The sequence below is a fragment of the Demequina maris genome, from assembly GCF_000971155.1.
In the GTDB taxonomy this organism is placed as follows: domain Bacteria; phylum Actinomycetota; class Actinomycetes; order Actinomycetales; family Demequinaceae; genus Demequina; species Demequina maris.
Window position 1 is genome coordinate 349948 of sequence record NZ_BBLX01000001.1, and the last position, 26886, is coordinate 376833.

The window sequence follows — 26886 nt, forward strand, 5'->3', positions numbered from 1 at the left end:
TATCAGTCCTCCAGAACGGCGAGGCCCGGCAGGACCTTGCCCTCGAGCAGCTCGAGCGACGCGCCGCCGCCCGTCGAGATGTGGCCGAAGCCGGCCTCGTCGAAGCCGAGCAGGCGCACGGCCGCAGCCGAGTCGCCGCCGCCGACGACCGAGAAGCCGTCGGAGTCGATCATGGCCTGGGCCACGGCCTTGGTGCCGGCCGCGAAGGCCTCCATCTCGAACACGCCCATGGGGCCGTTCCAGACGATGGTCTTGGCGTCGGCGAGCTTGGACGCGAACAGCGCGGCCGAGTCGGGGCCGATGTCGAGGCCCATGCGGTCCGCGGGGATCGCGTCCGCGGCGACGACGATCGCGTCGGCGTCGGCGGCGAACTTGTCCGCGGCGACGATGTCGGTCGGGAGCACGATCTCGACGCCGTTCTCCTCGGCGGTCGCGAGGTAGCCCTTGACCGTGTCGAGCTGGTCGGCCTCGAGCAGCGAGTTGCCGACCTCGTAGCCCTTGGCCGCGAGGAAGGTGAAGACCATGCCGCCGCCGATGAGGAGGCGGTCCGCCTTGGTGAGCAGGTTCGCGATGACGCCGAGCTTGTCGGAGACCTTCGAGCCGCCGAGGACCACCGCGTACGGGCGGGCCGGGTCGGTCACGGCCTTGCCCAGCGACACGACCTCCTTCTCGACGAGCGTGCCGGCCGCGGCGGGCAGCTTCTTGGCGATGTCGTAGACCGAGGCCTGCTTGCGGTGGACCACGCCGAAGCCGTCGGAGACGAAGACGTCGGCGAACGCGGCGAGCTCGGCGGCGAGCGCCTCGCGCTCCTCGTCGACCTTGGAGGTCTCGCGGGCGTCGAAGCGGACGTTCTCGAGCATCGCGACCTGGCCGGGCTCGAGGGCGTCGGTGACGGCCTTGGCAGACGGGCCGACGAGGTCCTCCGCGAGCGTGACGGGCTTGCCGAGCAGCTCCGCGAGGCGGGCCGCGGCGGGCGCGAGCGAGTACTTGTCCTCCGGGGCGCCCTTGGGGCGGCCCAGGTGCGCGGTGACGATGACGGCGGCACCGGCGTCGAGGAGCTTCTGGATGGTCGGGACGGAGGCGCGCACACGGCCGTCGTCGGTGATCGTGGTGCCGTCGAGCGGGACGTTGAGGTCCGAGCGGACGAGCACCTTCTTGCCGGCGAGGTCGCCAAGCGAGTCGATGGTCTTCATGGAGGTTCCTGTCCTAGTGGAGTGGGAAGGGGATGCGGGGTGACGCGACGACGGCCGCACACGTCAGAGCGTGCGCGGCCGTCGTTGCGTTCACATCGAGCGTGCTTAGAGGCGCTCGCCGACGTACTCGGTCAGCTTCACGAGCGACGAGGAGTAGCCCCACTCGTTGTCGTACCACGACACGATCTTGACGGTGGTGCCGCCGGAGACCTTCGTGAGCTTGGCGTCGAAGATCGACTGGTGCGGGTCGCCCACGATGTCCGAGGAGACGATCTCGTCCTCGACGTAGGAGAGCGTGCCGACCATCGAGCCCTCGGCGGCGGCCTTCACCGCGGCGTTGACCTCGTCGACCGTGACCTCGCGCGAGGCCTCGAAGGTGAGGTCGGTCGCCGAGCCGGTGATCGTCGGCACGCGCATCGCGAAGCCGTCGAGCTTGCCCTTGAGCTCGGGGAGCACGAGGGCCACGGCCTTGGCCGCACCGGTCGAGGTGGGGACGATGTTCTGCGCGGCGGCGCGGGCACGACGCATGTCGCGGTGCGGGCCGTCCTGCAGGTTCTGGTCACCGGTGTACGCGTGGATGGTGGTCATGAGGCCACGCTCGATGCCGATGGCGTCGTTGAGGGCCTTCGCGACGGGCGCGAGGCAGTTGGTGGTGCACGACGCGTTCGAGATGATGTGGTGCGCGGCCGGGTCGTAGTCGGTGTGGTTCACACCGATGACGAACGTCGCGTCCTCGTTCTTCGCGGGGGCGGAGATGATGACCTTCTTCGCGCCGGCCTCGATGTGGGCCTTCGCCTTCTCGGCGTCGGTGAAGAAGCCGGTCGACTCGATCACGATGTCGGCGCCCAGCTCGGCCCACGGGAGGTTGGCGGGGTCGCGCTCGGCCAGCGCCTTGATCGCCTTGCCGCCGACGTAGATGTTGTCGTCGTCGAAGGTGACCTCCTTGGGGAAACGACCCAGGACGGTGTCGTACTTGAGGAGGTGCGCCAGCGTGGCGTTGTCCGTGAGGTCGTTGACACCGACGACCTCGATGTCTGCACCCTGCGCCTCGATGGCGCGGAAGAAGTTACGTCCGATGCGGCCGAAGCCGTTGATACCGACCTTGATGGTCACTGTTGTGTCTCCTCCGGTGCGTCGCCGGGGCGACGCGATAGTGGATGGTGGGATGCGCACCTCGACGTGCGCCGGACGCCGCTGTGGAGCGGGCCACTGCTTGAGAGCCTACTACTTACCCGTTGCGCCGCCAGCCGGACAGAAGTCCCAGGTGAGGGCCTCGCGGGGGGCCTAGTCGTCCTCGAGGAGCTCCTGGCTGATGCCCGCCTCGGTGTCCGGGATGCCCAGCTCCTCGGCACGCTTGTCGGCGGTCGCCAGGAGGCGCCGGATGCGGCCCGCGACGGCGTCCTTCGTGAGCGGCGGGTCGGCGAGCTTGCCCAGCTCCTCGAGCGACGCCTCGCGGTTCGCCAGGCGCAGCTCGCCGGCCTCGCGCAGGTGCTCGGGCAGGTCCTCGCCGAGGATCTCGAAGGCGCGGGCGACGCGCGCGCCGGCCGCGACGGCCGCACGGGCGCTGCGGCGCAGGTTCGCGTCGTCGAAGTTCGCGAGGCGGTTGGCGGTGCCGCGCACCTCGCGGCGCGTGCGCTTCTCCTCCCACGCGAGGACGGAGTCGTGCGCGCCGAGCCGGGCCAGCAGCGCGGAGATCGCGTCGCCGTCACGGATCACCACGCGGTCGACGCCGCGCACCTCGCGCGACTTCGCGCCGATGCCGAGGCGACGGGCCGCGCCCACGAGCGCCAGGGCGGCCTCGGGTCCGGGCGACGTCACCTCGAGCGCGGACGAGCGGCCGGGCTCGGTGAGCGAGCCGTGCGCGAGGAAGGCGCCGCGCCAGGCGGCGACGGTGTCCTCGATCGCGCCGCCCACCACGTGCGGCGGGAGGCCGCGCACGGGCCGTCCGCGGTGGTCGAGGAGGCCGGTCTGACGCGCGAGCGCCTCGCCCTCCTTGACCACGCGCACCACGTAGCGGTTGCCCTTCTTGAGCGCGCCTCCGGAGACCACGATGATCTCGGAGCCGAGCCCGTAGGTCTCGTGGATGTAGGTGCGGAGCCGCCGCGCCGCGGCGGCGGTGTCGAGCTCCGCCTCGATGACGATGCGCCCGGAGACGATGTGCAGCCCACCCGCGAAGCGGAGGGTCGCCGCGATCTCCGCCTTGCGTGCGGAGACCTTCTCGACCGGGACGCGCGCGAGCTCGTCCTTCACCTGTGCCGTCAATGCCATGGCGACAATCCTGCCATCACTCAGCGCGCGAGCGCTCCGCCGCTGCGGACCCAGGACACGAGGGCCTGATACTGCTCGCGCAGGAGGCCCGCATCGTGACGGTCGAGCGTGCCCGGCTCGCGCACCGGCGCGACGACGTAGCGCGCCCCCCAGGACTCGACGGCGGCCCTCAGGGCCGCATCGTCCTCCGAGGCGTCGACCAGGACCGCCGCGGGGACGAAGCCGGGCGCGGCGTCGCGCAGCGCCGCGAGGTCGTCGACGCGGTCGGTGCCCGCGGTCTCCTCGTCCTCGTGGGCGATGTTGAGCGTGAGGATCGTGCGCGGGCCGGCCTCGACGAGCGCGGCCGCGACGCGCGGCACCAGGAAGTGGGTGAGCACGGACGTGTACCAGCTGCCGGGTCCGAGGATCACGGCGTCGGCCTCAGCGATCGCCTCGAGCGTGGCGGCCGGCACCGCGGGTTCGACCGGGTCGATCGCGAGGCAGCGCATGCGCCCGGGCGCCGTCGCCACTGCGACCTGTCCGACCACCCGTTCGACGCGGTCGCCGACCGCGAAGTCCGCGCTCACCGTGATGGGCTCGGTGGAGACGGGCAGGACGCGGCCCTCGCAGCGCAGCAGCCGCGCGACCCAGTCGAGGCCCTCGACGATGCCGCCGGTACGGTCCCACAGGCCCGCGATGAGGAGGTTGCCGACCGCGTGCCCGTCGAGCGGGCCGCTGGTGGCGAAGCGCCACTGGAGGACGTCGCGCCAGGTGCGGCCCCAGTCGGTGTCCTCGCACAGGGCGGACAGCGCCATGCGCAGGTCGCCCGGCGGCGGCACCGGCATCTCGGCGCGGATGCGGCCGGACGAGCCGCCGTCGTCGGCCACGGTGACGACCGCGGTGAGCGTCTCGCAGGCACCGCGCAGCGCGGTCAGCGAGGCGTAGAGCCCGTGCCCCCCGCCGAGGGCGACGACGTGCGGACCCGTCATCGCGGCTCCCGGTCACGATGCGTGACGCGCACCTGGTAGCCGCGGTCGCCGAGGACCCGGCCGAGCTCCTCGGCGATCGCGACCGAGCGGTGCTTGCCGCCCGTGCAGCCCACGCCGATGGTGACCGAGTGCTTGTCGTGCGCGCGGTAGCGGTCGAGGACGCCGGCGATCACGTCGGCATAGCCGTCGACGAAGTCGCGCGCGCCGTCGGACGCGAGCACGTAGTCCCGCACGGCGGGGTCGAGGCCGGTGAGGGGGCGGAGCTCGGGCTCCCAGTGCGGGTTCTGGAGGAAGCGGACGTCGGCGACGAAGTCGGCGTCGTGCGGCGAGCCGTTCTTGAAGCCGAAGGACTGGACGTTGACCTGGAGCGGGCGCTCGGTCTCCCCCGCGACCTCGGTCATGACGTCGCGGAGCTGGTGGACGTTGAGGCGGCTGGTGTCGACCACCTCGGTGGACCGCTCGCGCACCGCCGTGAGCGCGGCGCGCTCGCGCGCGATCCCCTCGAGGATGGTGCCGTCGCCCTGCAGCGGGTGCGGGCGGCGAGCCTCCTCGAAGCGGTGCACGAGGGCGGCGTCCGAGGCGTCGAGGAACACGAGGCGCACGGTGATGCCGCGCTCCTCGAGGTCGTCGAGGACCGCGATGACGTCCTGGAAGAAGTCGCCGCCGCGCACGTCGACGACGGCGGCGAGGCGGTGGTGGCGTCCGCGCCCGACCATCTCGACGAGGCCGGCGAGCAGCTGCGGCGGCAGGTTGTCGACCACGTACCAGCCGAGGTCCGCCAGCGCGGCGGCCGCCTTGGTGCGGCCGGCGCCCGACATGCCCGTGAGCACCATGACCTCCGCGTCGACGCCCGTCATGTCCAGCGCGGGGCGCGGGATGCCGGAGGGGAAGGTGACCGGGGGGACCTCGTCCATCATGCGTCCAGCATGCCAGCCTCGCCCCGCAGCGCCTGGTAGACAGTCCGGGCGGTGCCCGCCCCCACGCCGGGGACGAGCGCGATCTGCTCGATCGAGGCCTCCTTGAGCCGCGCGAGCGAGCCGAAGTGGGTGAGCAGCGCCTTCGCGCGGCCCGGGCCGACGCCGGGCACCTCGTCCAGCTGGGACACCTTCATCGCCTTGGTGCGCTTGGCGCGGTGGTGCTTGATCGCGAAGCGGTGGGCCTCGTCGCGGACCCGCTGCAGCAGGTACAGGGCCTCGGAGCCGCGCGGCAGGATCACGGGGAACTCGTCGCCCGGCACCCACACCTCCTCGAGGCGCTTCGCGAGGCCCACCACCGCGATCTCGGGCACGCCGACCTCATCCAGGGTCCGCCGCGCCGCGTTCACCTGCGGCAGGCCGCCGTCGACCACGACCAGCTGCGGCGGGTACGCGAAGCGTGCGGTCTCGCGCTCCTCGGGCGGGAGCTGCGACTCCTCGAGGTAGCGGCGGAAGCGGCGCGACAGCACCTCGCGCATCGCCTCGGTGTCGTCGACCGCGTCCGCGATCGAGAACTGCCGGTACTCGGGCTTGCGCGCGATCGCGTCCTCGAACACCACCATCGAGCCGACCTGGTTGGTGCCCTGGGTGTGCGAGATGTCGTAGCACTCGATGCGCAGCGGCGCCTCGGTCAGGCCGATCGCCTCCTGCAGCTCCTGCAGCGCCGCCGAGCGTGTGGTGAGGTCGGAGGCGCGCTTGAGCCGGTGCTGCTCGAGCACCTGCCGGGCGTTGCCGTGCCCGGTCTGCGCGAGCTCCGCCTTCTTGCCGCGGGCCGGGACGCGCATCGTCACCTTGGTGCCGCGCAGCCCGCTCAGCCACTCGGTGAGGATCGCGGAGTCGTCGGGCAGGTGCGGCACGAGCACCTCGGGCGGGATCTCCTCGGCGTCGGCGGCGCCGTACGCCTCCTCGAGGAGGCGCACGACCATCCCCGCCGGCCCCAGCGGCTCGGGCTTGTCGACCACCCAGCCCCGCTCGCCGGCGATGCGGCCGTCGCGCACGTGGAAGACGTGTGCCGCGGCCTCGAGCTCGTCGTCCTCGAGAGAGAAGATGTCGGCGTCCACGCCCGGATCGAGCACGATCGCGTTGCGCGCCATCACCGAGTCGAGCGCCCGCAGCCGGTCGCGTGCGCGCGCGGCCGCCTCGAAGTCCTCGCGCTCGGCTGCCGCCTGCATCGAGGCGGTCAGGTCGCGCACGAGCGACTTCGCGTCGCCCGCGAGGACCTGGCAGGCCCGCTCGGCGAGCGCCTGGTGGTCCTCCGGGGAGATGCGTCCCACGCACGGCGCCGCGCACTTGTCGATGTAGCCGAGCAGGCACGGCCGGCCCTGGCGCTCCGCCTTGCGGAACACCCCGGGCGCGCACGTGCGCACCGGCAGCGCGGTCAGCAGCGTGTCGACGGTCTCGCGGATCGCCCACGCCTTCGCGTACGGCCCGAAGTAGCGCACGCCCTTCTTGCGCTCGCCCCGCATCACCTGCATCCGCGGGAACTTCTCGTTCATCGTGATCGCGAGGTACGGGTAGGACTTGTCGTCCCGGAACACCACGTTGAAGCGCGGGTCGTACTGCTTGATCCACGTGTGCTCGAGGATGAGCGCCTCGACCTCGTTGCGCACCACCGTCCACTCCACGGACGCGGCGGTGGTCACCATGGCACGCGTGCGCGGGTGGAGCTGCGCGGGGTCCTGGAAGTAGTTCGCCAGGCGCGCCCGGAGGCTCTTCGCCTTGCCCACGTACACCACGCGGCCGTGCGGGTCCCGGAACCGGTACACGCCCGGCTTGGTCGGGATCGTGCCGGTGGCGGGGCGGTACGAGGCGGGGTCGGTCACGTCGCCAGCCTAGGGATCAGGCGGGCGCGGGCGCGCCGAGGATCTCCGCGAGGAACGCGCCCGTGTGGGAGCCCTCCGCGCGCGCGACCTCCTCCGGGGTGCCCTCGGCGATCACCGTGCCGCCGCCCGAGCCGCCCTCCGGACCCATGTCGATGACCCAGTCGGACGACTTGATGACGTCGAGGTTGTGCTCGATGACGATGACCGTGTTGCCCTTCTCGACCAGGCCCTGCAGCACGCCGAGCAGCTTGCGGACGTCCTCGAAGTGCAGACCCGTGGTGGGCTCGTCGAGGACGTAGACCGTGCGGCCCGTCGACCGGCGCTGCAGCTCCGAGGCGAGCTTGACGCGCTGCGCCTCGCCGCCCGACAGCGTGGGGGCCGGCTGGCCCAGGCGCACGTAGCCGAGGCCCACGTCGACGAGCGTGGTGAGGTGACGCGAGATCGCGGGGATCGCCTCGAAGAAGTGCGCGGCCTCCTCGATCGGCATGTCGAGCACGTCGGCCACGTTCTTGCCCTTGAAGTGCACCTCGAGCGTCTCGCGGTTGTAGCGGGCGCCCTTGCAGACCTCGCACGGGACGTACACGTCGGGAAGGAAGTTCATCTCGATCTTGAGCGTGCCGTCGCCCGCGCACGCCTCGCATCGTCCGCCCTTGACGTTGAACGAGAAGCGGCCGGGGCCGTAGCCGCGGACCTTCGCCTCCTGCGTCTCCGCGAAGAGCTTGCGCACCTTGTCCCACACGCCCGTGTACGTGGCGGGGTTGGAGCGCGGCGTGCGGCCGATGGGGCCCTGGTCGACGTGGACGATCTTGTCGAGCTGGTCGGTGCCCGTGATGCGCGTGTGGCGGCCAGCGACCTGGCGGGCGCCGTTGAGGGTGTTCGCGAGGCTCGTGTAGAGGATCGAGTTCACCAGCGTCGACTTGCCCGAGCCGGACACCCCCGTCACCGCCGTCAGCACGCCGAGCGGGAAGCTCACGTCGATGTCGCGCAGGTTGTGCTCGCGGGCGCCGACGACGGTGACCTCGCGCTTGGGGTCGATCGGGCGGCGGGTCTCCGGCAGCTCGATCGCGCGACGGCCCGCGACGTACGCGCCGGTGATGGAGCGCTCGTTGGCGAGCAGGTCCTCGTACGTGCCCGAGTGGACCACCTCTCCCCCGTGCTCGCCGGCGCCGGGGCCGATGTCGACCACCCAGTCGGCGGTGCGGATGGTGTCCTCGTCGTGCTCGACGACGATGAGCGTGTTGCCCAGGTCGCGCAGGCGCGTGAGGGTGTCGATGAGGCGGCGGTTGTCGCGCTGGTGGAGGCCGATGCTCGGCTCGTCGAGCACGTACAGGACGCCCACGAGGCCGGAGCCGATCTGCGTCGCGAGGCGGATGCGCTGCGCCTCGCCGCCGGACAGGGTGCCGGCGGCGCGCGCGAGGGTGAGGTAGTCGAGGCCCACGTCGAGGAGGAAGCCCAGGCGGGCGTCGATCTCCTTGAGCACCTGCACCGCGATGTGGCGGCCGCGCTCGTCGAGCTCGGCGGTGATGAGGAAGTCGCGCGCGTCCGCGATGGACAGCTCGCACACCTCGGCGATCGACCGGCCGCCGATGGTCACCGAGAGCACCTCGGGCTTGAGGCGCGCGCCGCGGCAGACCGGGCACGGCACCTCGCGCATGTACGACTCGTACTTCTCGCGCGACCACTCGGACTCGGTCTGCTCGTGCAGGCGCTCGATCCAGGTGATGACGCCCTCGAAGCCCGTCGTGTACTGACGCTCGCGGCCGTAACGGTTCTTGAAGCGCACGTGGACCTGGTAGTCCTTGCCCGTGAGGATCGCGGTGCGCGCCTCCTTGGGCAAGTCCTTCCACGGGGTGTCCATGTCGAAGCCCAGGTCGTCCGCGAGTGCCGTGAGGGTGCGGCTGAAGTAGTCCGAGCTCGTGGCCGCCCACGGCGCGACGGCGCCGCCGTTGAGCGACAGGTCGCGGTCCGGCACCACGAGGTCCGGGTCCACCTCGAGGCGGATGCCGATGCCCGTGCACTCGGGGCACGCGCCGTACGGGGCGTTGAAGGAGAACGTGCGGGGCTCCATCTCCTCGAGCGTCAGCACGTGGTCGTTAGGGCACGCGCGCTTCTCGGAGTAGCGGCGCGGCTCGATCTCGCCGTCGACGGGGTCGATGATGACGAGCCCGTCCGCGATGCGCAGCGCGGTCTCGACCGAGTCGGTGAGACGCTGGCGCACGCCGTCGCGCGCCACCAGGCGGTCGACCACCACCTCGATGTCGTGCTTGAGCTTCTTCTCCAGCTGCGGCGGCTCGGTGAGCTGGACGGTCTCGCCGTCGACGCGGGCGCGGGCGAAGCCCTGCTGCTGGAGGTCCTCGAAGAGGTCCTGGTACTCGCCCTTGCGGCCGCGGACCACGGGCGCGAGCACCTGGTAGCGGGTGCCCTCGGGCAGCGCGAGCACGGAATCGACGATCTGCTGCGGGGTCTGCGCCTGGATCTGCTCGCCGCAGACCGGGCAGTGCGGGGTGCCGACGCGCGCGTACAGGAGGCGCAGGTAGTCGTAGACCTCGGTGATGGTGCCGACCGTCGAGCGCGGGTTGCGGTTGGTCGACTTCTGATCGATCGACACCGCGGGGCTCAGGCCCTCGATGAAGTCGACGTCGGGCTTGTCCATCTGGCCCAGGAACTGGCGGGCGTACGCGCTCAGCGACTCGACGTAGCGGCGCTGGCCCTCGGCGAAGATCGTGTCGAACGCGAGGGACGACTTGCCGGAGCCGGAGAGGCCGGAGAAGACGATGAGTGCGTCGCGGGGAAGGTCGAGGTCGACACCCTTGAGGTTGTGCTCACGCGCACCGCGGACTAGGAGACGGTCGTTCACCCGGCCATGCTACGCGGAAACCGCTTCGAACACACGTTCGATGCGGCGTGTCGCGCGCCCGTGCGGCGCCGGGCGGCCGCGCCTCCCACCGTGCCACCGCGGCGCGGCGCGCATCGTCCCGTCGCCCGTCGGACCAGGATGGGCTCATGAGCCTCTACGCGATCCACTACGTCTACGACGAGCGCGCCGCCGAGCGCGAGGAGATGCGCCCCGTGCACCGCGCCTGGATGCTGGGACTCGCGGAGCTGGGCATCGCCAAGGTGTTCGGCCGCTACGAGGACGACGGCGAGCCCGGCGCGCTCCTGGTCTTCGACGCGGACGGGCCCGAGGAGGTCGAGGCGATGCTGGCCCAGGACCCGTACCAGAAGGCCGGGCTCGTGGTCCGTCACTCGGTGCGGACGTGGCCGGCCGGCGGCCCCTGGACCGCCTGAACCTCGCCGGACCATCAGTCCCGCCCGCCAGCCGTACCGCTGACGGTGCGGATCTCGCCCGCCTCGGTCCTTCCCGTACCGCTGACGGTGCGGACCGCTCCCTCAGCCCTTGAGGCCGGGAATCGTGTCGCTTCAGACCGCCGATCGGCCCCTATGGTGGCGATCCGTGCCGCCCGCGCACGCTGACCGGTACGGGAGACCCGGGATCCACCCCGAACCGCACCGTGAGCGGAACCGCTGGAGGTGCCGCGCTGAAGCGAGCCGTCAGGCGTCCTCGTGCCGGTCGTGATGATGGTGCTCGCGCGGCAGGGTCTCACCGGTGCGCCCCGAGGCGATGACGGACACCAGCGCGGCGCCGCCGATCGCGACGAGGATGACCACGAGGGAGGCCCACGTGGGGATCTCGGGGGCCCACTCGACGGGCTGCCCGCCGTTGATGAAGGGCACCGAGTTCTCGTGCAGAGCGCTCAGCAGGAGCTTGACTCCGATGAAGCCGAGCACCACCGCGAGCCCATACGACAGGTAGATGAGGCGCCGCAGCAGACCCTCCACCACGAAGAACAGCTGTCGCAGCCCCATGAGCGCGAAGGCGTTGGCGGTGAACACGATGTACGGGTCGTCGGTCAGGCCGAAGATCGCGGGGATCGAGTCGAGCGCGAACAGCACGTCCGTGGTGCCGATCGCGATCATCACCAGCAGCAGCGGCGTGATGAGGCGCCTGCCGCCCTCCTTCACGATGACCGAGCCGTTCCGATACCCGTCGGTCGCGGGCAGGAACCGGCGCGCCATCCTCACGGCGGCGGTCTCCTTGTACTCGACCTCGCCCTCCTCGGCGCCGCCCTCGCGGGCCACGCTCACCGCGGTCCACAGGAGGAAGAAGCCGAACAGGTAGAAGACCCACGAGAACGTGTGCAGCGCGGCCGCGCCCGCGGCGATGAACAGGCCGCGCAGCACGAGCGCGAGGACCACGCCGAACAGCAGCACCCGCTGCCGGTAGCGCGGCGGCACCTGGAAGCGCGCCAGGATCACGAGGAACACGAAGAGGTTGTCGACCGACAGCGACCATTCGGTCACGTAGCCCGCGAAGAACTCCGTCGCCTTCTGGGGCCCCGCCCAGCCGAGCATCCCGAGCCCGAACAGGCCGGCGAGCCCGACGTAGAAGCCCGTCCAGCGGACGGACTCCTTGAAGGACGGCTCGTGCGGGCGGCGCACCACCACGAGGAAGTCGAACGCGACGACCGCGATGACCCCGAGGATGGTGATGAGCCAGACAGTCGTCGATTCCACCGGACCATCCTAGGGGCGCGCGGGCGACGCAGCGGGCGTGGGCGGGCGTGGAGACCTCCGCGGGCGGCGCGTGGGCGATGCAGCGGGCGCGGGCAGCCGCGGAGACGACCGCGGAGACCCCCGCTGGTGACGCGCGGCGACGCAGCGTGCCGGCCTCAGCCGGCGTTGATCATCTGGCGCAGCTCCTTCTTGAGCTCGCCGATCTCGTCGCGGAGGCGCGCGGCGATCTCGAACTGCAGGTCCGCAGCCGCGGCGCGCATCTGGTCGGAGAGGTCCTCGATGAGCTGTGACAGCTCCTCGGCGGGCCGCTGCGCCAGCAGGGTCTTCTTGCCGTCGCCGCCGGGCGTGGGTGCGCGCTTGGCCTGCTCGAGTGTCGCGGCCGTGTCGGCCTCCTCGCGCGCGAGCATCTCGGTGATGTCGCCGATGCGCTTGCGCAGCGGCTGCGGGTCGATCCCGTTCGCCTCGTTGAACGCGACCTGGAGCTCGCGGCGCCGGTTGGTCTCGTCGATCGCGGAGGCCATCGAGTCCGTGATGGTGTCCGCGTACATGTGCACCTCGCCGGACACGTTACGGGCGGCGCGGCCGATGGTCTGGATGAGCGACGTCCCGGACCGCAGGAAGCCCTCCTTGTCGGCGTCGAGGATCGACACGAGAGATACCTCGGGCAGGTCGAGGCCCTCGCGCAGCAGGTTGATGCCGACGAGCACGTCGTAGCGGCCCATCCGGAGCTCGCGCAGCAGCTCGACGCGCCGCAGCGTGTCGACGTCCGAGTGCAGGTACTCGACGCGCACCCCGCGATCGCCCAGGTACTCGGTGAGGTCCTCGGCCATCTTCTTGGTGAGCGTGGTGACGAGGACGCGCTCGTCGCGCTCGACCCGCGCGCGGATGCACTCGAGGAGGTCGTCGATCTGACCCTCGGTGGGCTTGACGACCACCTTGGGGTCGACGAGGCCGGTGGGGCGGATGATCTGCTCCACCACGCCGTCGGAGCGCTCGAGCTCGTACTTGCCGGGCGTCGCGGAGAGGCACACGGTCTGGCCGATCCGCTCCTGGAACTCGGGCCACTTGAGCGGCCGGTTGTCGAGCGCGGACGGCAGGCGGAAGCCGTGCTCGACGAGCGTGCGCTTGCGCGACGTGTCGCCCTCGTACATCGCGCCGATCTGCGGCACGGTCACGTGCGACTCGTCGATCACCAGGAGGAAGTCGTCCGGGAAGTAGTCGAGCAGCGTGTGCGGCGGCGTGCCGGCCTCCCTCTGCTCGATGTGCCGCGAGTAGTTCTCGATGCCCGAGCACGTCCCGACCGAGCGCATCATCTCGAGGTCGAACGTGGTGCGCATCTTGAGACGCTGCGCCTCGAGGAGCTTGTTCTGCCGCTCGAGCTCCTGCAGCCGCTCCTCGAGCTCGAGCTCGATGGTGCGGATGGCGCGGTTCATGCGCTCCTCGCTCGCCACGTAGTGCGAGGCCGGGAAGATGTGGACCTGCTGCCGGCGCTCGACGACCTCGCCGGTGAGCGGGTGGAGCGAGTACAGCGCCTCGATCTCGTCCCCGAACATCTCGATGCGGATCGCGAGCTCCTCGTACACCGGGATGATCTCGACGGTGTCGCCGCGCACGCGGAAAGTGCCGCGCGTGAACGCGAGGTCGTTGCGCGAGTACTGCATCTGCACGAACTCGCGCAGCAGCGCGTCGCGGTCGAGCACGTCGCCCACCCCGAGCGTCACCATGCCCTGGATGTACTCCTCCGGCGTGCCGAGGCCGTAGATGCAGGACACCGACGACACGACGATGACGTCCCGCCGGGTCAGCAGCGAGTTGGTGGCCGAGTAGCGCAGCCGCTCGACCTCCTCGTTGATCGACGAGTCCTTCTCGATGAAGGTGTCCGTCTGCGGCACGTAGGCCTCGGGCTGGTAGTAGTCGTAGTAGCTGACGAAGTACTCGACCGCGTTGTTCGGGAGCAGGTCGCGGAACTCGTTCGCGAGCTGCGCCGCGAGCGTCTTGTTGTGCGCCATCACCAGCGTGGGCCGCTGGAGCCGCTCGACGAGCCACGCCGTGGTGGCCGACTTGCCGGTACCCGTCGCGCCCAGCAGCACCACGTCCCGCTCCCCCGCCTGGATGCGCCGCGCGAGGTCGTCGATGGCCTTCGGCTGGTCGCCGGAGGGCTTGTACTCGGACACCACCTGGAAGGGTGCCTCGCTGCGGCGGAGGTCGGGGCTGCTCATGCGACTACGGTACGCCGGACCTCCGACAGGACGATGCGCCGGTCAGCGGGGGACGTTGAGGTCCCAGAACGCGTCCACCTGACGGTCGAGCCCCGCGACGTCGCCCGACCCGTCGAGCACGACGTCCGCGATCGCGGCCCGCTCCTCGTCGGTCGCCTGCGCGCGGATCCTGGCCAGCGCATCGTGCTCCGTCATGCCGCGGGTCGCGACCATGCGGCTCACGCGGACGTGCTCGGGCGCCTCCACGGTGACCACGAGGTCGAAGTCGGGGCCCTGGCCGCTCTCGAGCAGCAGCGGGATGTCGTGGACGATCACCTTGACGCCGTCGCGGCGGGCCTGACGGTCCGCGGCCGCCCCCATCGCGTACACGTAGGGGTGCACGATCGCGTTGAGCCGCTCGCGGGCGCTCTGGTCGTGGAACACGATGCCGGCGAGCGCGCGGCGGTCGAGCGCCTCGTCCTTGATGACGCGGTCGCCGAACTCCGACACGATGTCGACGAGCGCGGCCGAGCCCGGCTCGACGGCCCGGCGGGCGAGCTCGTCGTGGTCGATCACGCGGGCGCCGCGCGCACGGAAGCGCGCGGAAGCGGTGGACTTGCCGGAGGCGATCCCGCCCGTGAGGCCGATACGAAGCACAGCGGCAGTCAAGCACGCCGGTCCGACAGCCGCCAACCCAGGGCGGATACGACGAAGGCCGCCACCCCCGCAGGGGTGACGGCCTTCGTACGGGACTGGCTTAGTTGCCGGTCAGCTTCTCGCGGAGAGCGGCGAGGCGCTCGTCCGAGGCAAGCGTGCCCTGGTCCGCCGACGCCTCGTCGTGCGACGAGTACGAGGTCGGGCCGTCGGCCTTGCGGCCGCCCTTGCGGGGAGCGGAGGACGCCGCGGGAGCGGTCGCCTCGGCCTCGGCGGCCTGCGCGTCCTGCTTGGCGACGAACGCCTTGTGCGCCTCCCAGCGCTCGTGCGCCTTGGCGTACTCGGCCTCCCAGGCCTCGCGCTCGGACTCGAAGCCCTCGCGCCACTCCTGGGTCTCGGGGTCGAAGCCCTCGGGGTACTTGTAGTTGCCCTGGGCGTCGTACTCGGCGGTCATGCCGTAGAGCGCGGGGTCGAAGTCCTCGCCCTGCGGGTCCACGCCCTCGTTCGCCTGCTTGATGGAGAGCGAGATGCGGCGACGCTCGAGGTCGATGTCGATGATCTTGACGAAGACGTCCTCGTCGGCCGACACGACCTGCTCGGGCAGCTCGACGTGGCGGGTCGCCAGCTCCGAGATGTGCACGAGGCCCTCGATGCCCTCGTAGACGCGGACGAACGCGCCGAACGGGACGAGCTTGGTGACCTTGCCCGGGACGATCTGGCCGATCGCGTGGGTGCGGGCGTAGACCGCCCACGGGTCCTCCTGGGTCGCCTTGAGCGACAGCGAGACGCGCTCGCGGTCCATCTCGACGGTGAGGACCTCGACCTCGACCTCCTGGCCGACCGAGACGACCTCGGACGGGTGGTCGATGTGCTTCCACGACAGCTCGGAGACGTGCACGAGGCCGTCCACGCCGCCGAGGTCGACGAACGCACCGAAGTTGACGATCGACGAGACGACACCCTTGCGGACCTGGCCCGGCGCGAGCGCGGTGAGGAACGACGAGCGCACCTCGGACTGCGTCTGCTCGAGGAAGGCACGGCGCGACAGGACCACGTTGTTGCGGTTCTTGTCGAGCTCGATGATCTTCGCCTCGATCGACTGGCCGATGTACGGCGCGAGGTCGCGCACGCGACGCATCTCGACGAGCGAGGCGGGCAGGAAGCCGCGGAGGCCGATGTCGACGATGAGGCCGCCCTTGACGACCTCGATGACGGTACCGGAGACGACGCCGTCCTCGTCCTTGATCTTCTCGATCGAGCCCCACGCGCGCTCGTACTGCGCACGCTTCTTCGAGAGGATCAGGCGACCCTCCTTGTCCTCCTTGGTGAGGACGAGCGCCTCGACGGTGTCGCCGACGTTGACGACCTCATCCGGGTTGGCGTCGTGGCGGATGGAAAGCTCGCGCGAGGGGATGACGCCCTCGGTCTTGTAGCCGATGTCGAGGAGGACCTCGTCACGGTCGACCTTGACGATGGTGCCCTCGACGAGGTCACCGTCGTCGAAGTTCTTGATGGTCGCGTCGACGGCAGCGAGGAAATCCTCAGCGGTGCCGATGTCGTTGACGGCGATTGCGGACTCGGGGGTGGAAACGGACATTAAGGAGTTGCTCCGGTGGACAGGGAATCGTATGGATATGGTCGGCCGGGCACGCGGGCGCACCAGACCAACGGATATCCTACCGCGTTCTTCCCGTTCCGGCCAATGCCGTCGTCCCCGGCGCGGCGGGACGATGCGCCTGGTCGCCGGCGCATCGTCCCCCGGTGTCGGACGCGTCAGAGCCCGCGCGCCGCCATGAGCAGCTCGTCGGGCACCCACTTGGTCTTGCCCATCATCGTCTCGAAGGGCTCGAGCACGATGTGGTTGCCCTGGAGCGCGGTGAACTTGTCCGTCTCGCCGCCGACGATGCCGTCGATCGCGGCGACGCCCATGCGGGTGCCGAGCAGGCGGTCCGCCGCGGTCGGCACGCCGCCGCGCTGCACGTAGCCGAGCACCGTGAGGCGGGTCGTGAAGCCCGTGGCGGCCTCGATGGCCTTGGTGACCTCGTGGCCGATCGAGCCGGCGATCGGGTTGCCCTTGGCGTCGAGGGTCTGCTTGCCCTCCCACTTCGAGCCCTCGGCGGGGATGGCGCCCTCGGCGACCGCGACGATCGAGAAGTTCTTGTAGCGGTGACGGTGCTTGATGCGCTTGGCGATCACGTCGATGTCGAACGGCTCCTCGGGCGCGAGGATGATGTCCGCGCCGCCCGCGATGCCCGCGGTCACCGAGATCCAGCCGCTGTGACGGCCCATGAGCTCGACGACCATGACACGGTTGTGGGACTCGGCCGTGGAGTGGAGGCGGTCGATCGCCTCGGTCGCGATGGACACCGCGGTGTCGAAGCCGATCGCGGCGTCCGTGCCGACCACGTCGTTGTCGATGGTCTTCGGGATGCCGATCACGGGGACGCCGAGCGCCTTCGACACCTTGCCGGCGGCCTTGAGCGTGCCGTCGCCGCCGATGCAGATGAAGCCGTCGAGCTTCTCGTTCTCGAAGGTCTCCTGCACGGCCTCCATGCCGCCGGGCACCTTGTGCGGGTGGCAGCGGGCCGTGCCGAGCATCGTGCCGCCGTGGACGAGGATGCCCGAGACGTCGTCGCGCGTCATCGGCCGGGCGTCGCCGTCGATGACGCCCTGCCAGCCGTTGTTGAACCCGACGATCGAGCAGCCGAGCTCGGACGTGCCGCGCTTGACCACCGCGCGGATCGCCGCGTTCAGACCGGGGCAGTCCCCGCCACCCGTGAGAAGACCGATTCGCATGCCACCAACCCTAGTGTCCAGCGGTGCGCCAGTCACCGCCCGTTCCGACGTTGACATCGAGAGGGACGCTGAGGTCGCCGGCGGCGCGCATCTCCTCCCTGAGGATGGCCTCGACCGCCTCGCGTTCACCGGGGGCTGTCTCGACCACGAGCTCATCATGCACCTGAAGTACCTGGCGTGATGCCAGACCTTCGTCCTTGAGACGCGATTCCACGCCCAGCATCGCGCGCTTGATCAGGTCCGCCGCCGAGCCCTGGATGGGCGCGTTGAGCGCGACCCGCTCCGCGATGTCGCGGCGCTGACGGTTGGTGGAGGTCAGATCCGGCACGTAGCGGCGCCGGCCGAAGATGGTCTCCGTGTAGCCGTCCTTGCGCGCCTGCACCACCACCGCGTCCAGGTACTCGCGCACCCCGCGGAACCGCGCGTAGTAGTCGTCCACGAGCGCCTGCGCGGCGTTGACGGAGATGCCCAGCTGACGCGACAGCCCGAAGGTCGACAGCCCGTACGCGAGGCCGTAGGACATCGCCTTGACGTGCGAGCGCATCTCCGGCGTGACGTCCTCCGGCGCGACGCCGTACACGCGCGAGCCGACGAAGCGGTGCAGGTCCTCCCCCGCCGCGAACGCCTCGATGAGCCCGGCGTCGCCCGACAGGTGCGCCATGATGCGCATCTCGATCTGCGAGTAGTCAGCCGTGACGAGCGTCTCGAAGCCCTCGCCCACCACGAACGCCTCGCGGATCCGGTGCCCCTCGGGCGTGCGGATCGGGATGTTCTGGAGGTTCGGGTCCTTGGAGCTGAGGCGCCCGGTCGCGGCGACGACCTGCGAGAAGGTCGTGTGGATGCGGCCGTCCGGCTGCACGGCCTGCGCGAGCGTCTCGATGATCTGCGACAGCTTGGACGCGTCACGATGCGCGAGCAGCGCCGTGAGGAACGGGTGCGGCGACTTCTCGTTGAGGTCGTGCAGGGACGATGCGTCGGTCGAGTAGCCCGTCTTGATCTTCTTGGTCTTGGGCATGCCCAGGCGGTCGAACAGCACCTCCTGCAGCTGCTTCGGCGAGCCGAGGTTGACCCGGTCGCCGCCGATCGCGGCGTACGCGTCCTCGGCGGCGCGGTCCGCGCGGCCCCGGGCCTCGTCGGACAGCGCGCCCAGCTGCTCGCGGTCGACCGCCATGCCGGCGTGCTCCATGCGCGCGAGCACGGACACGAGCGGGATCTCGAGATCGGTGTAGAGGTCCGCCATGCCGCGCTCCGCGACCATCGGGTCGAGCACGGCGGCCAGGGCGCGCACGTGCGCGGCGCGCTCCCCCGCGCCCTCCGCGGCCGAGCCGCCCAGCCCGAGGTCGAGCTCGCCCGATGCGGCGGCCGAGTCGAGCGTGAGCCCGAGGTGGCGCTGCAGGATCTGGTCGAGCTCGAAGCCGCGCTGGTCCGGGTTCACCAGGAAGGCCGCGATCTGGGTGTCCCCGACGATGCCCGCCAGGTCCCACCCGCGCGCCTGCAGCGCGTGCCACGCGTCCTTCGCGGCGTGCAGCACCTTGGGCACCGACGCGTCCGCGAGCCAGGCGGCCAGCGCCTTCTCGTCGGCCGGGCCGAGCGCGGTGAGGTCGATGCCCCACGCGACGTCGGCGGCGTCGGCGACGCCGAGGGCCCACGCGTCGGCGTCCGCGCCGCCGCGGCCGTCGACGTGGACCGCGACGGGGCCGGTCATCGCGGTGACGGCGCCCACGGCGCCCTCGGTGCGCACCACCACGGCGGCGGTCTCCACGGCCGCCTCCGCCGCATCGTCCCCCGCCGCGAACGGCAGCAGCCGGTCGCGCAGCGTGCGGAACTGGAGCGCGTCGCAGACCTGGTGGATCGCGGCGACGTCGCCGCCGGTGTACTCGAGGTCCTCGACCGGCACCTCGACCTCGAGATCGGTGAGGAGGTGGTTGAGCTCGCGGTTGAGGCGGACCTGGTCGACGTGGTCGCGCAGCGACTGGCCGGCCTTGCCGGGCACGTCCTCCGCGCTGTCGAGGATGCCGGCGAGGCCGCCGTAGACGCCGATCCACTTGGCGGCGGTCTTGGGGCCCACGCCGGGCACGCCCGGGAGGTTGTCGCTGGTCTCGCCGACCAGCGCCGCCATGTCGGGGTACTGCTCGGGGCGCACGCCGTACTTCTCCTGCACCGCGTCCGGGGTGAAGCGCACGAGGTCGGACACGCCCTTGCGCGGGTAGAGCAGGGTGACGTCGTCGTTGACGAGCTGGATGGTGTCGCGGTCGCCCGACACGACCAGCACGCGCAGGCCCGCCTCGCGCCCGAGGCGCGCGTAGGTCGCGAGGAGGTCGTCGGCCTCGTAGCGCGGCTTGTCGACCGCGGCGACGCCGAGCGCGCCGAGCACCTCGCGGATCAGCGGCACCTGGGGCTCGAACTCCGGCGGGGTCTCGTCGCGCGTGCCCTTGTAGGACGGCAGGCGCTCGGTGCGGAACGTGCCGCCCGGCAGGTCGAAGGCCACCGCGAGGTGGGTGGGCTGGTGGTCCTTCATCAGCGTCGCGAGCATCGTGGTGAAGCCGTAGACCGCGTTGGTCGGCACCCCCGTGCTGGTCGCGAAGTTCTCGACCGGGAGGCCGAAGAAGGCCCGGAACGCCATCGACAGACCGTCGACGAGCAGGAGTGTTCCCTTGGTGGATTCGCTCACAGGTGCCAACCTATCTTCCATGTCAGACGCCGAGGTCTCCCTGCCGCCGCTGCCCGAGGACGGGCTCATCACCCGGATGGGCATCTCCATCATGACCGTCACCCCCGACAGCGCGACGGGGACGATGCCCGTCGAGGGCAACACGCAACCCTATGGCCTGCTGCACGGCGGCGCGTCCGCCGTGCTCGCCGAGAGCCTCGCCTCGCTCGCCGCCGCCGCGCACGCCGGCCCCGACGGCATCGCGGTGGGCGTCGACCTCAACATGACCCACGTCCGAGGGGCGCGCACCGGCACCGTGACGGGTGTCGCCAGCGCGATCCACCGGGGCCGCACCGTGGCGGCGTACTCCATCACGATCACGGACGAATCGGGCGCAACCGTGTCCGTCGGACGCCTGACCTGCGCGATTCGGCCGCGCCATGCCACATGAACGAAACATGGCTCAGGTAGGTTCGGCGGCAACCTTGACCTTGGAGGGGGTTCCGTGTTGGCCACTCTTGACCGGCGAGCGTTGCTCAGGGCAGCGCTCGTCTTCCTGATCGCGGCGGTGGGCATCACCGCGGTCCTGACGATGGGGGGCGCGGCCGAGGCCGCGACCGCCGAGACGGAGGCCGTGACCACCACGGCATCGTCCGGCGGCACCAACCTCCTCATCCAGAACCTGTTCAACGGCATCGTCTTCGGCCTGCTGCTCGCGCTCGCCTCGGTGGGTCTGTCGCTCATCTACGGCACCACCGGCCTGAGCAACTTCGCGCACGGCGAGATGGTGACCTTCGGCGCGATGATCACGTACTTCCTCGCGACCCCGCAGGAGGTGTCGTTCCCGCTCCTGCCGTTCTCGTTCTCCGTGAACTGGCCGTTCTGGCTCGCGGCGCCCGTGGGCATCGCGATCGCGACGGGCTTCGGCTGGATCCAGGACAAGATCATCTGGAGCCAGCTGCGTCGCCGCCGCGTCGCGATGGTCCAGCAGATGATCGTGTCGATCGGCCTCTCGCTCGCCCTGGTGAACTTCATCCAGTGGTGGATGGGCGGCCGCCCGGTGCGCCTCGTCACGTCGATCGACCCCCGCAACCAGTACGGGCCGATCTCGGTGGGCAACGTCACGCTGATCTCGATGGCGATCGCCATCGCCGCGATCCTCGGCGTCGCGTTCTTCCTCCAGCGCACCCGCCTGGGCCGCGCGACCCGCGCGGTGTCCGACAACCCGGCGCTCGCCTCGGCGTCCGGCATCAAGGTCAACTCGATCATCCGCATCGTCTGGATGATGGCCGCCGGCCTCGCCGCCCTCGGCGGCATCCTGCTGGCGCTGTACCAGCAGGGCATCGGCTTCGACGACGGCACCAAGCTGCTGATGATGATGTTCGCCGCGGTCACCCTGGGCGGCCTCGGCCATCCGTACGGCGCGCTCGTCGGCTCGCTCATCATCGGCATCGTCGCCGAGGTGTCCACCGTGTGGCTGCCGCCGGACCTGAAGTTCGCCACGGCGCTCGGCATCCTCATCATCGTGCTGCTGGTGCGCCCGCAGGGCATCCTCGGCAAGCCGGAAAGGGTCGGCTGACATGGACATCCTCTTCGACGTTCTCCGCACGGCCATCGCGCCGTCGACCGCCGCCTTCGCGCTCGCCGCGATCGGTCTCAACTTCCACTTCGGCCTCACCGGCCTGCTCAACATGGGCCAGGCGGGCTTCATGCTCCTGGGCATGTACGGCTTCGCCATCTCGATCCAGCAGGGCTGGCCGATCTGGCTCGCCGTCATCGTGGGCCTCGTCGCGGCGGCGCTGTTCGCGCTGCTGCTCGGCTGGCCGACGCTGAAGCTGCGCGGCGACTATCTCGCCATCGTGACGATCGCGGCCGCCGAGATGGTCCGCTTCCTCGGGCGCTCCCAGAGCCTCAAGGACCTCACCGGCGCGTCGAGCGGCATCCGCGGCTCCGACTACAAGGCGCCCTTCGAGGAGCTGTCGCCGTTCCCCGACAGCATCGTCGAGATCGGACCGTTCTCGATGCACGGCTCCCGCTCGTCGTCGTGGTGGCTCACCCTCGTGACGTGGGCGCTCGTGTTCGTCTGCGCCGGCCTGTTCTGGCGCCTCGCGAACTCCCCGTGGGGCCGCGTGCTCAAGGGTGTCCGCGAGGACGAGGACGCCGTGCGCTCGCTCGGCAAGAACGTGTACTCGTACAAGATGCAGGCCCTCATCATCGGTGGCGTCATCGGCGCCCTGGGCGGCATCACGTGGTCGCTGGGCAACTCGGTGCAGCCCGACTCGATGGGCCGCCCCACCACCTTCTGGCTGTGGACGCTGCTGCTGCTCGGCGGCGCCGCGACCGTGTTCGGGCCGCTGCTCGGATCGATCCTCTTCTGGTCCTCGTTGACACTGGTGAAGAGCCTCGCATCCGCGTTCATCCCGTCCGATGTCCTCGCCCCCACCGAGCTCGAGCCCTTCTCCCTGGTGCTCGTCGGCGTGACGCTCATGCTGCTGGTGGTCTTCAGGCCGCAGGGAGTGCTGGGCAACAAGAAGGAGCTGGCGTTCTGATGGCAGACACCGCATTCGCCTCGGTCCCCCACGAGCCGGGCGCAGCCAAGCCCGACGCGATCCTGATCGCGGACGGCGTGACGCGCCGGTTCGGCGGCCTGACCGCGGTCAGCGTCGACCACTTCGAGGTCCAGCGCAACACGATCACGGCACTCATCGGCCCCAACGGCGCCGGCAAGTCCACGTTCTTCAACCTGCTCACCGGCTTCGACCAGGCGCAGGAGGGCGAGGGCGTGTTCAACGGCAAGCCGCTCCGCGGAGTGCCGTCGGCCAAGGTCGCCCGCGCCGGCATGGTGCGCACGTTCCAGCTGACCAAGGCGCTCAGCCGCATGACGGTCATCGAGAACATGCGCCTGGGCGCGCAGGAGCAGCCGGGTGAGAACCTGCTGCGCGCGTTCGCGCCGCCGCTGTGGAAGGCCCGCGAGCGGGAGATCACGGAGCAGGCTCACGACCTGCTCCACCGCTTCAAGCTCTACGAGAAGCGGGACGACTACGCGGGCTCGCTCTCGGGCGGTCAGCGCAAGCTCCTCGAGATGGCGCGCGCGCTCATGTCCAAGCCCACCATGGTGATGCTCGACGAGCCGATGGCGGGCGTGAACCCCGCGCTCACCGAGTCGCTCCTCGACCACATCGTGGAGCTCAAGGAGGACGGCATGACCGTGCTCTTCGTCGAGCACGACATGCACATGGTGCGCCGCATCTCCGACTGGGTGGTGGTGATGGCCGAGGGCAAGATCATCGCCGAGGGCCCGGCCGGCACCGTGATGTCGAACCCGGCGGTGCAGGACGCCTACCTCGGCGCCCACCACGACACCGACCTGTCCGAGCTGTCCCTGGAGGATGACGCATGACCGACAAGCCCGTGATCCTCAACGCGGACAACCTCATCGCCGGCTACCTCCCGGGCATCAACATCCTCAACGGCTGCTCGATGGAGGTGAAGGAGGGCGAGCTCATCGGCATCATCGGTCCGAACGGTGCCGGCAAGTCGACCTTCCTCAAGGCTCTGTTCGGCCTCGTGCCGGTGCGCGACGGCTCCGTGACGCTGGGCGGCGAGGACATCACCAACCTGCGCGCCGACGAGCTCGTCAAGCGCGGCGTCGGCTTCGTCCCGCAGACCAACAACGTGTTCCCGTCGCTCACCATCGAGGAGAACCTCGAGATGGGTGCGTACCAGGCCAGCAAGAACTTCAAGAAGCAGCTGAAGAGGATCGGCGACCTGTTCCCCGTGCTCATCGAGCGCAAGAACCAGCGCGCCGGCTCGCTGTCCGGCGGTGAGCGGCAGATGGTCGCCATGGCGCGCGCGCTCATGATGGACCCGCACGTGCTGCTGCTCGACGAGCCCAGCGCCGGCCTCTCCCCCGCGCGCCAGGACGAGACCTTCGTCCGCACGCGCGAGATCAACAAGACCGGCGTCACGGTGATCATGGTCGAGCAGAACGCCCGCCGCTGCCTGCAGATCTGCGACCGCGGCTACGTCCTCGACCAGGGCACGTCCGCCTACACCGCGACCGGCCAGGAGCTGCTCAAGGACCCCAAGGTCATCGAGCTGTACCTGGGCACGCTCGGCGCGTAGCGCCCGCCGCTCTCGGAAGGCCCGGTCCCGCCTCGGCGGGGCCGGGCCTTGTTCTGTGGCGGGCTCCCCCGTGCGTCGCAACCGGCGTACAGGACCGTCCCCGACCGCATCGTCCCTGGTCCCGTCCCGCACGCACGAGGGCGTACGCCGGTTCGCGCGCGGTGGGACGATGCGGTGGCGGGGTGGGTGGTCGCGGGGACGGGGCGACACGGATCGGCACCACAGGGGCCTCGCGCCCGTCCCAGGCGACACGGATCGTCACCACAGGCGCGAGGCGCCCTCGGGCGGAGGGCGGCGGCCGGGTCGAACCCGCGTGGCGGATCGCAGCCGTACTGCTGGTGGTGCGTTCGGCGCCGTTCTCGGGGCCTCCCGTGCCGCTGAGGGTGCAGCCGGCGGTGACACGTGGAGAGTCGCGGGGGCGGACGCTCAGCGGTACCGCTGACCCTCGCGACGCCTCTCTCCGCACCATGAGCGGTATCTCCGGCCACGGGGCCGGTGGGAGCGTCAAGAAGGCCGGAGGGCAAACGGAAGGGCCCCCGGCCGAAGCCGGGGGCCCTCCGCGTGTGCGAGGTCCTGGATCAGGACTCCGGCACCTCGCCGAAGACCGAGGTCAGCAGCGAGTAGGTGTTGTCGTCGCCGTACTCGTACACGCCGATGTAGGCGGACGAGGGGTCGTTGTCGGCGTTGAACGGGCCGGCACCGGAGATCGTCTGGTAGTTGATCTCCTCGCCGTCCTCGAGCAGCGCGACGCAGTCGGCGAAGCCGGTGCACTCCGTGCCGCCCTCGGCGCCGGAGACCGCCGCCAGGTTGTCGGCGATGGTCTGGCCGTCGACGGCGCCGCCGCGCACGGCCGCGAGGGCCGAGAGCATGACGGCGTCGTAGGACTCGGCGCCGTACGCGTACTCGTCGAGCGAGCCGCCGTCCGCGACCGAGTCGAGGAGCGAACGGAAGTCGCTCTCCGGGCTCGCGCCGGGCAGGGTGCCCTTGGCGCCGGTGAGGGCGCCCGCCTCGAGCTCGTCCGAGTAGTCGGCGAGGTTGCCGTCCACGAGGTACAGCTTCGACGTGTCGAAGCCGGCCGCGACGAGCTCGGGGATGATCAGCGAGGTCTGGTCGAACGCGATGAGCGCGATCGCCTCGGGGTTGGTGGCGAGGATCGCCTGGACGTCGGAGGCGAAGCTCGAGGCCGACGGGTCGAACTCCTGACCCGAGGTGCCGTAGGTGAGCGAGCCGCCGGCGGCCTCGACGGTCTCCTGGACGACGTCGCGGAGCGAGGTGCCGTAGTCGTCGTTGAAGACGAGGACACCGATGTTCTTGTAGCCGTCCTCGAGGATGAGGTTGCCGAGCGCGTTGCCCTGGACGGTGTCCGGCGGAGCGGTACGGAAGTACAGCGGCGAGTAGCCCGAGAGGCTGGTCGCGGTGTTGGCCGGCGAGATCTGCACGACGCCCGCGTTGGTGATGTCGTCCACCGCGTTGAGCGTGACCGACGACGAGGCCGCACCGATGACGACGGAGACGCCGCCGCTCAGAAGCTTGGTGACCGAGTCCGAGGTGATGTTCGGGTTGTCGGTGTCGGAGGAGTCCTCGTGCTGGACGGTGACGTCCGAGCCGAGCACGCCGCCGGCCTCGTTGATCTCCTGGATCGCGAGGTCCACGCCGGCGATCTCCGGCGGGCCGAGGAACGCGAGCGAGCCGGTGATCGGCAGCAGCGAACCAACCTTCAGACCCTCACCCGAACCGCCCTCGGCGCTCGAGCTCGAACCACCCTCGCTCGCGTCAGACGAGCAGGCGGCGAGGGAAATGGTCGCGACGGCGGCGACGGCCGCGCCACGGGCGATGGAGTTCCATCGTGCCATGTTTCTTCCTCCCACTAGGTGAGACGATCTCACCTTGGTTAGTGCGCGACGAGGGGAGTTCCTCATCGCGGTAACCGTCACGGTAGCGGGAGCCTGTTACGCGATTGCGTCGTGTCCATCACGATTTCGTGACCGAACTGAGCACGGGTAGAGCAGTTTGCTCTACTTTCCGCCCATCTGCTCGATGACGGCCTCAGCAACTTCTCGCATGGTGAGACGACGGTCCATCGAGGTCTTCTGGATCCAGCGGAAGGACTCGGGCTCGTTGAGCTTCATCTTCTCCATGAGGAGGCCCTTGGCGCGCTCGACCTTCTTGCGGGTCTCCATGCGCTCGTTGATGTCGGCGATCTCCGACTCGAGCGCCCGGATCTCCACGTAGCGCGACGCCGCGATCTCCACGGCCGGCAGCAGGTCGCCGGGCGTGAACGGCTTGACGACGTACGCCATGGCGCCCGCGTCGCGCGCGCGCTCGACGAGCTCGGTCTGCGAGAAGGCGGTCAGCAGCACCACCGGGGCGATGCGCTCCTTGGCGATCTGCTCCGCGGCCGTGATGCCGTCCATGACGGGCATCTTCACGTCCATCACGACGACGTCGGGCTTGTGCTCGCGCGCCAGGGCGACACCCTCCTCGCCGTTCGCACCCTCGCCGACGACGTCGTAGCCGCCCTCGCGGAGCGTCTCGACGATGTCCATCCGGATGAGCGCCTCGTCCTCGGCGACGACGGCGCGGCGCGCACGCTTGGGGGCCTGGGTCTGCTGCTCCGCCTGGGGAGCGTCCTTCTCATCAGTCACAGGCGCTAGCCTAGTGC

21 protein-coding genes are annotated in these 26886 nt (G+C 70.5%); 6 read left to right on the plus strand and 15 right to left on the minus strand.

Features of this window, described 5'->3' with window-relative positions:
* Window positions 1–2: 2 nt before the first annotated feature.
* The 7 genes from AOM02_RS01690 to uvrA all read right to left on the minus strand — a co-directional run bounded on the left by AOM02_RS01690 (window position 3) and on the right by uvrA (window position 10083).
* Complete coding sequence (locus AOM02_RS01690; protein WP_062295972.1) at window positions 3–1193, minus strand: phosphoglycerate kinase; 1191 nt, start codon at window positions 1191–1193, stop codon at window positions 3–5.
* Window positions 1194–1298: 105 nt separating this feature from the next.
* Window positions 1299–2306, minus strand: a complete 1008-nt coding sequence (gap, locus tag AOM02_RS01695; RefSeq protein ID WP_062295974.1) for a type I glyceraldehyde-3-phosphate dehydrogenase — start codon at window positions 2304–2306, stop codon at window positions 1299–1301.
* 171 nt (window positions 2307–2477) lie between these two features.
* Entirely contained in the window at window positions 2478–3461 is a 984-nt protein-coding gene (gene whiA, locus AOM02_RS01700; RefSeq protein ID WP_062295976.1) for a DNA-binding protein WhiA, read from the minus strand.
* 20 nt (window positions 3462–3481) lie between these two features.
* The gene (locus AOM02_RS01705) at window positions 3482–4429 is read right to left on the minus strand and encodes a gluconeogenesis factor YvcK family protein (protein WP_082104811.1); all 948 of its coding nucleotides are present in this window, start codon (window positions 4427–4429) and stop codon (window positions 3482–3484) included.
* Window positions 4426–5346 carry an RNase adapter RapZ gene (gene rapZ / locus AOM02_RS01710; RefSeq protein WP_082100410.1) on the minus strand — a complete coding sequence of 307 codons (921 nt, stop codon included), beginning with the start codon at window positions 5344–5346 and terminating at the stop codon, window positions 4426–4428. Before rapZ ends, AOM02_RS01705 begins: the two co-directional genes overlap by 4 nt.
* Window positions 5343–7226, minus strand: coding sequence for an excinuclease ABC subunit UvrC (gene uvrC, locus AOM02_RS01715; protein WP_062295978.1), 1884 nt, complete (start codon window positions 7224–7226; stop codon window positions 5343–5345). The genes rapZ and uvrC overlap by 4 nt, the downstream gene beginning before the upstream one ends.
* A 16-nt stretch (window positions 7227–7242) precedes the next feature.
* Window positions 7243–10083, minus strand: coding sequence for an excinuclease ABC subunit UvrA (uvrA, locus tag AOM02_RS01720; RefSeq protein WP_062295980.1), 2841 nt, complete (start codon window positions 10081–10083; stop codon window positions 7243–7245).
* 146 nt (window positions 10084–10229) lie between these two features.
* Between uvrA and AOM02_RS01725 the strand changes: the two genes are divergently transcribed.
* Complete coding sequence (locus AOM02_RS01725; protein ID WP_062295981.1) at window positions 10230–10514, plus strand: YciI family protein; 285 nt, start codon at window positions 10230–10232, stop codon at window positions 10512–10514.
* A gap of 264 nt (window positions 10515–10778) precedes the next feature.
* On the opposite strand, the gene AOM02_RS01730 is transcribed toward AOM02_RS01725, so the two are convergent.
* From AOM02_RS01730 to polA, 6 genes are all read right to left on the minus strand, one after another.
* Window positions 10779–11801 carry a TerC/Alx family metal homeostasis membrane protein gene (locus tag AOM02_RS01730; RefSeq protein WP_062295983.1) on the minus strand — a complete coding sequence of 341 codons (1023 nt, stop codon included), beginning with the start codon at window positions 11799–11801 and terminating at the stop codon, window positions 10779–10781.
* A 155-nt stretch (window positions 11802–11956) separates the two neighbouring features.
* Complete coding sequence (gene uvrB, locus AOM02_RS01735; RefSeq protein WP_062295985.1) at window positions 11957–14020, minus strand: excinuclease ABC subunit UvrB; 2064 nt, start codon at window positions 14018–14020, stop codon at window positions 11957–11959.
* Window positions 14021–14062: 42 nt separating this feature from the next.
* Window positions 14063–14656 carry a dephospho-CoA kinase gene (coaE, locus tag AOM02_RS01740; RefSeq protein ID WP_062295987.1) on the minus strand — a complete coding sequence of 198 codons (594 nt, stop codon included), beginning with the start codon at window positions 14654–14656 and terminating at the stop codon, window positions 14063–14065.
* Window positions 14657–14756: 100 nt separating this feature from the next.
* On the minus strand, window positions 14757–16250 hold the full coding sequence (gene rpsA, locus AOM02_RS01745) for a 30S ribosomal protein S1 (protein WP_062295989.1): 1494 nt from the start codon (window positions 16248–16250) through the stop codon (window positions 14757–14759).
* 176 nt (window positions 16251–16426) lie between these two features.
* Window positions 16427–17449, minus strand: coding sequence for a 6-phosphofructokinase (locus AOM02_RS01750; RefSeq protein WP_062295991.1), 1023 nt, complete (start codon window positions 17447–17449; stop codon window positions 16427–16429).
* 10 nt (window positions 17450–17459) lie between these two features.
* Window positions 17460–20141: a DNA polymerase I gene (polA, locus tag AOM02_RS01755; protein ID WP_062295993.1), complete on the minus strand. Its 2682-nt coding sequence runs from the start codon at window positions 20139–20141 to the stop codon at window positions 17460–17462.
* Between polA and AOM02_RS01760 the strand changes: the two genes are divergently transcribed.
* The 5 genes from AOM02_RS01760 to AOM02_RS01780 all read left to right on the plus strand — a co-directional run bounded on the left by AOM02_RS01760 (window position 20140) and on the right by AOM02_RS01780 (window position 24224).
* On the plus strand, window positions 20140–20550 hold the full coding sequence (locus AOM02_RS01760) for a PaaI family thioesterase (protein WP_062295995.1): 411 nt from the start codon (window positions 20140–20142) through the stop codon (window positions 20548–20550). The two genes, polA and AOM02_RS01760, sit on opposite strands and share 2 nt — an antisense overlap.
* An 81-nt stretch (window positions 20551–20631) precedes the next feature.
* The gene (locus AOM02_RS01765) at window positions 20632–21678 is read left to right on the plus strand and encodes a branched-chain amino acid ABC transporter permease (protein WP_062295997.1); all 1047 of its coding nucleotides are present in this window, start codon (window positions 20632–20634) and stop codon (window positions 21676–21678) included.
* Between the two features lies 1 nt (window position 21679).
* The gene (locus AOM02_RS01770; RefSeq protein WP_062295999.1) at window positions 21680–22648 is read left to right on the plus strand and encodes a branched-chain amino acid ABC transporter permease; all 969 of its coding nucleotides are present in this window, start codon (window positions 21680–21682) and stop codon (window positions 22646–22648) included.
* Window positions 22648–23499 (plus strand): ABC transporter ATP-binding protein, encoded by an 852-nt coding sequence (locus tag AOM02_RS01775; RefSeq protein WP_062296001.1) that lies wholly within the window; start codon window positions 22648–22650, stop codon window positions 23497–23499. Before AOM02_RS01770 ends, AOM02_RS01775 begins: the two co-directional genes overlap by 1 nt.
* Window positions 23496–24224 carry an ABC transporter ATP-binding protein gene (locus AOM02_RS01780; RefSeq protein ID WP_062296003.1) on the plus strand — a complete coding sequence of 243 codons (729 nt, stop codon included), beginning with the start codon at window positions 23496–23498 and terminating at the stop codon, window positions 24222–24224. The genes AOM02_RS01775 and AOM02_RS01780 overlap by 4 nt, the downstream gene beginning before the upstream one ends.
* Window positions 24225–24802: 578 nt before the next feature.
* On the opposite strand, the gene AOM02_RS01785 is transcribed toward AOM02_RS01780, so the two are convergent.
* A complete protein-coding gene (locus AOM02_RS01785; protein WP_062296006.1) occupies window positions 24803–26077 on the minus strand; it encodes an ABC transporter substrate-binding protein in 1275 nt (424 codons plus the stop codon).
* Window positions 26078–26239: 162 nt separating this feature from the next.
* The gene (locus AOM02_RS01790) at window positions 26240–26869 is read right to left on the minus strand and encodes an ANTAR domain-containing response regulator (RefSeq protein ID WP_062296008.1); all 630 of its coding nucleotides are present in this window, start codon (window positions 26867–26869) and stop codon (window positions 26240–26242) included.
* Window positions 26870–26886: the final 17 nt, after the last annotated feature.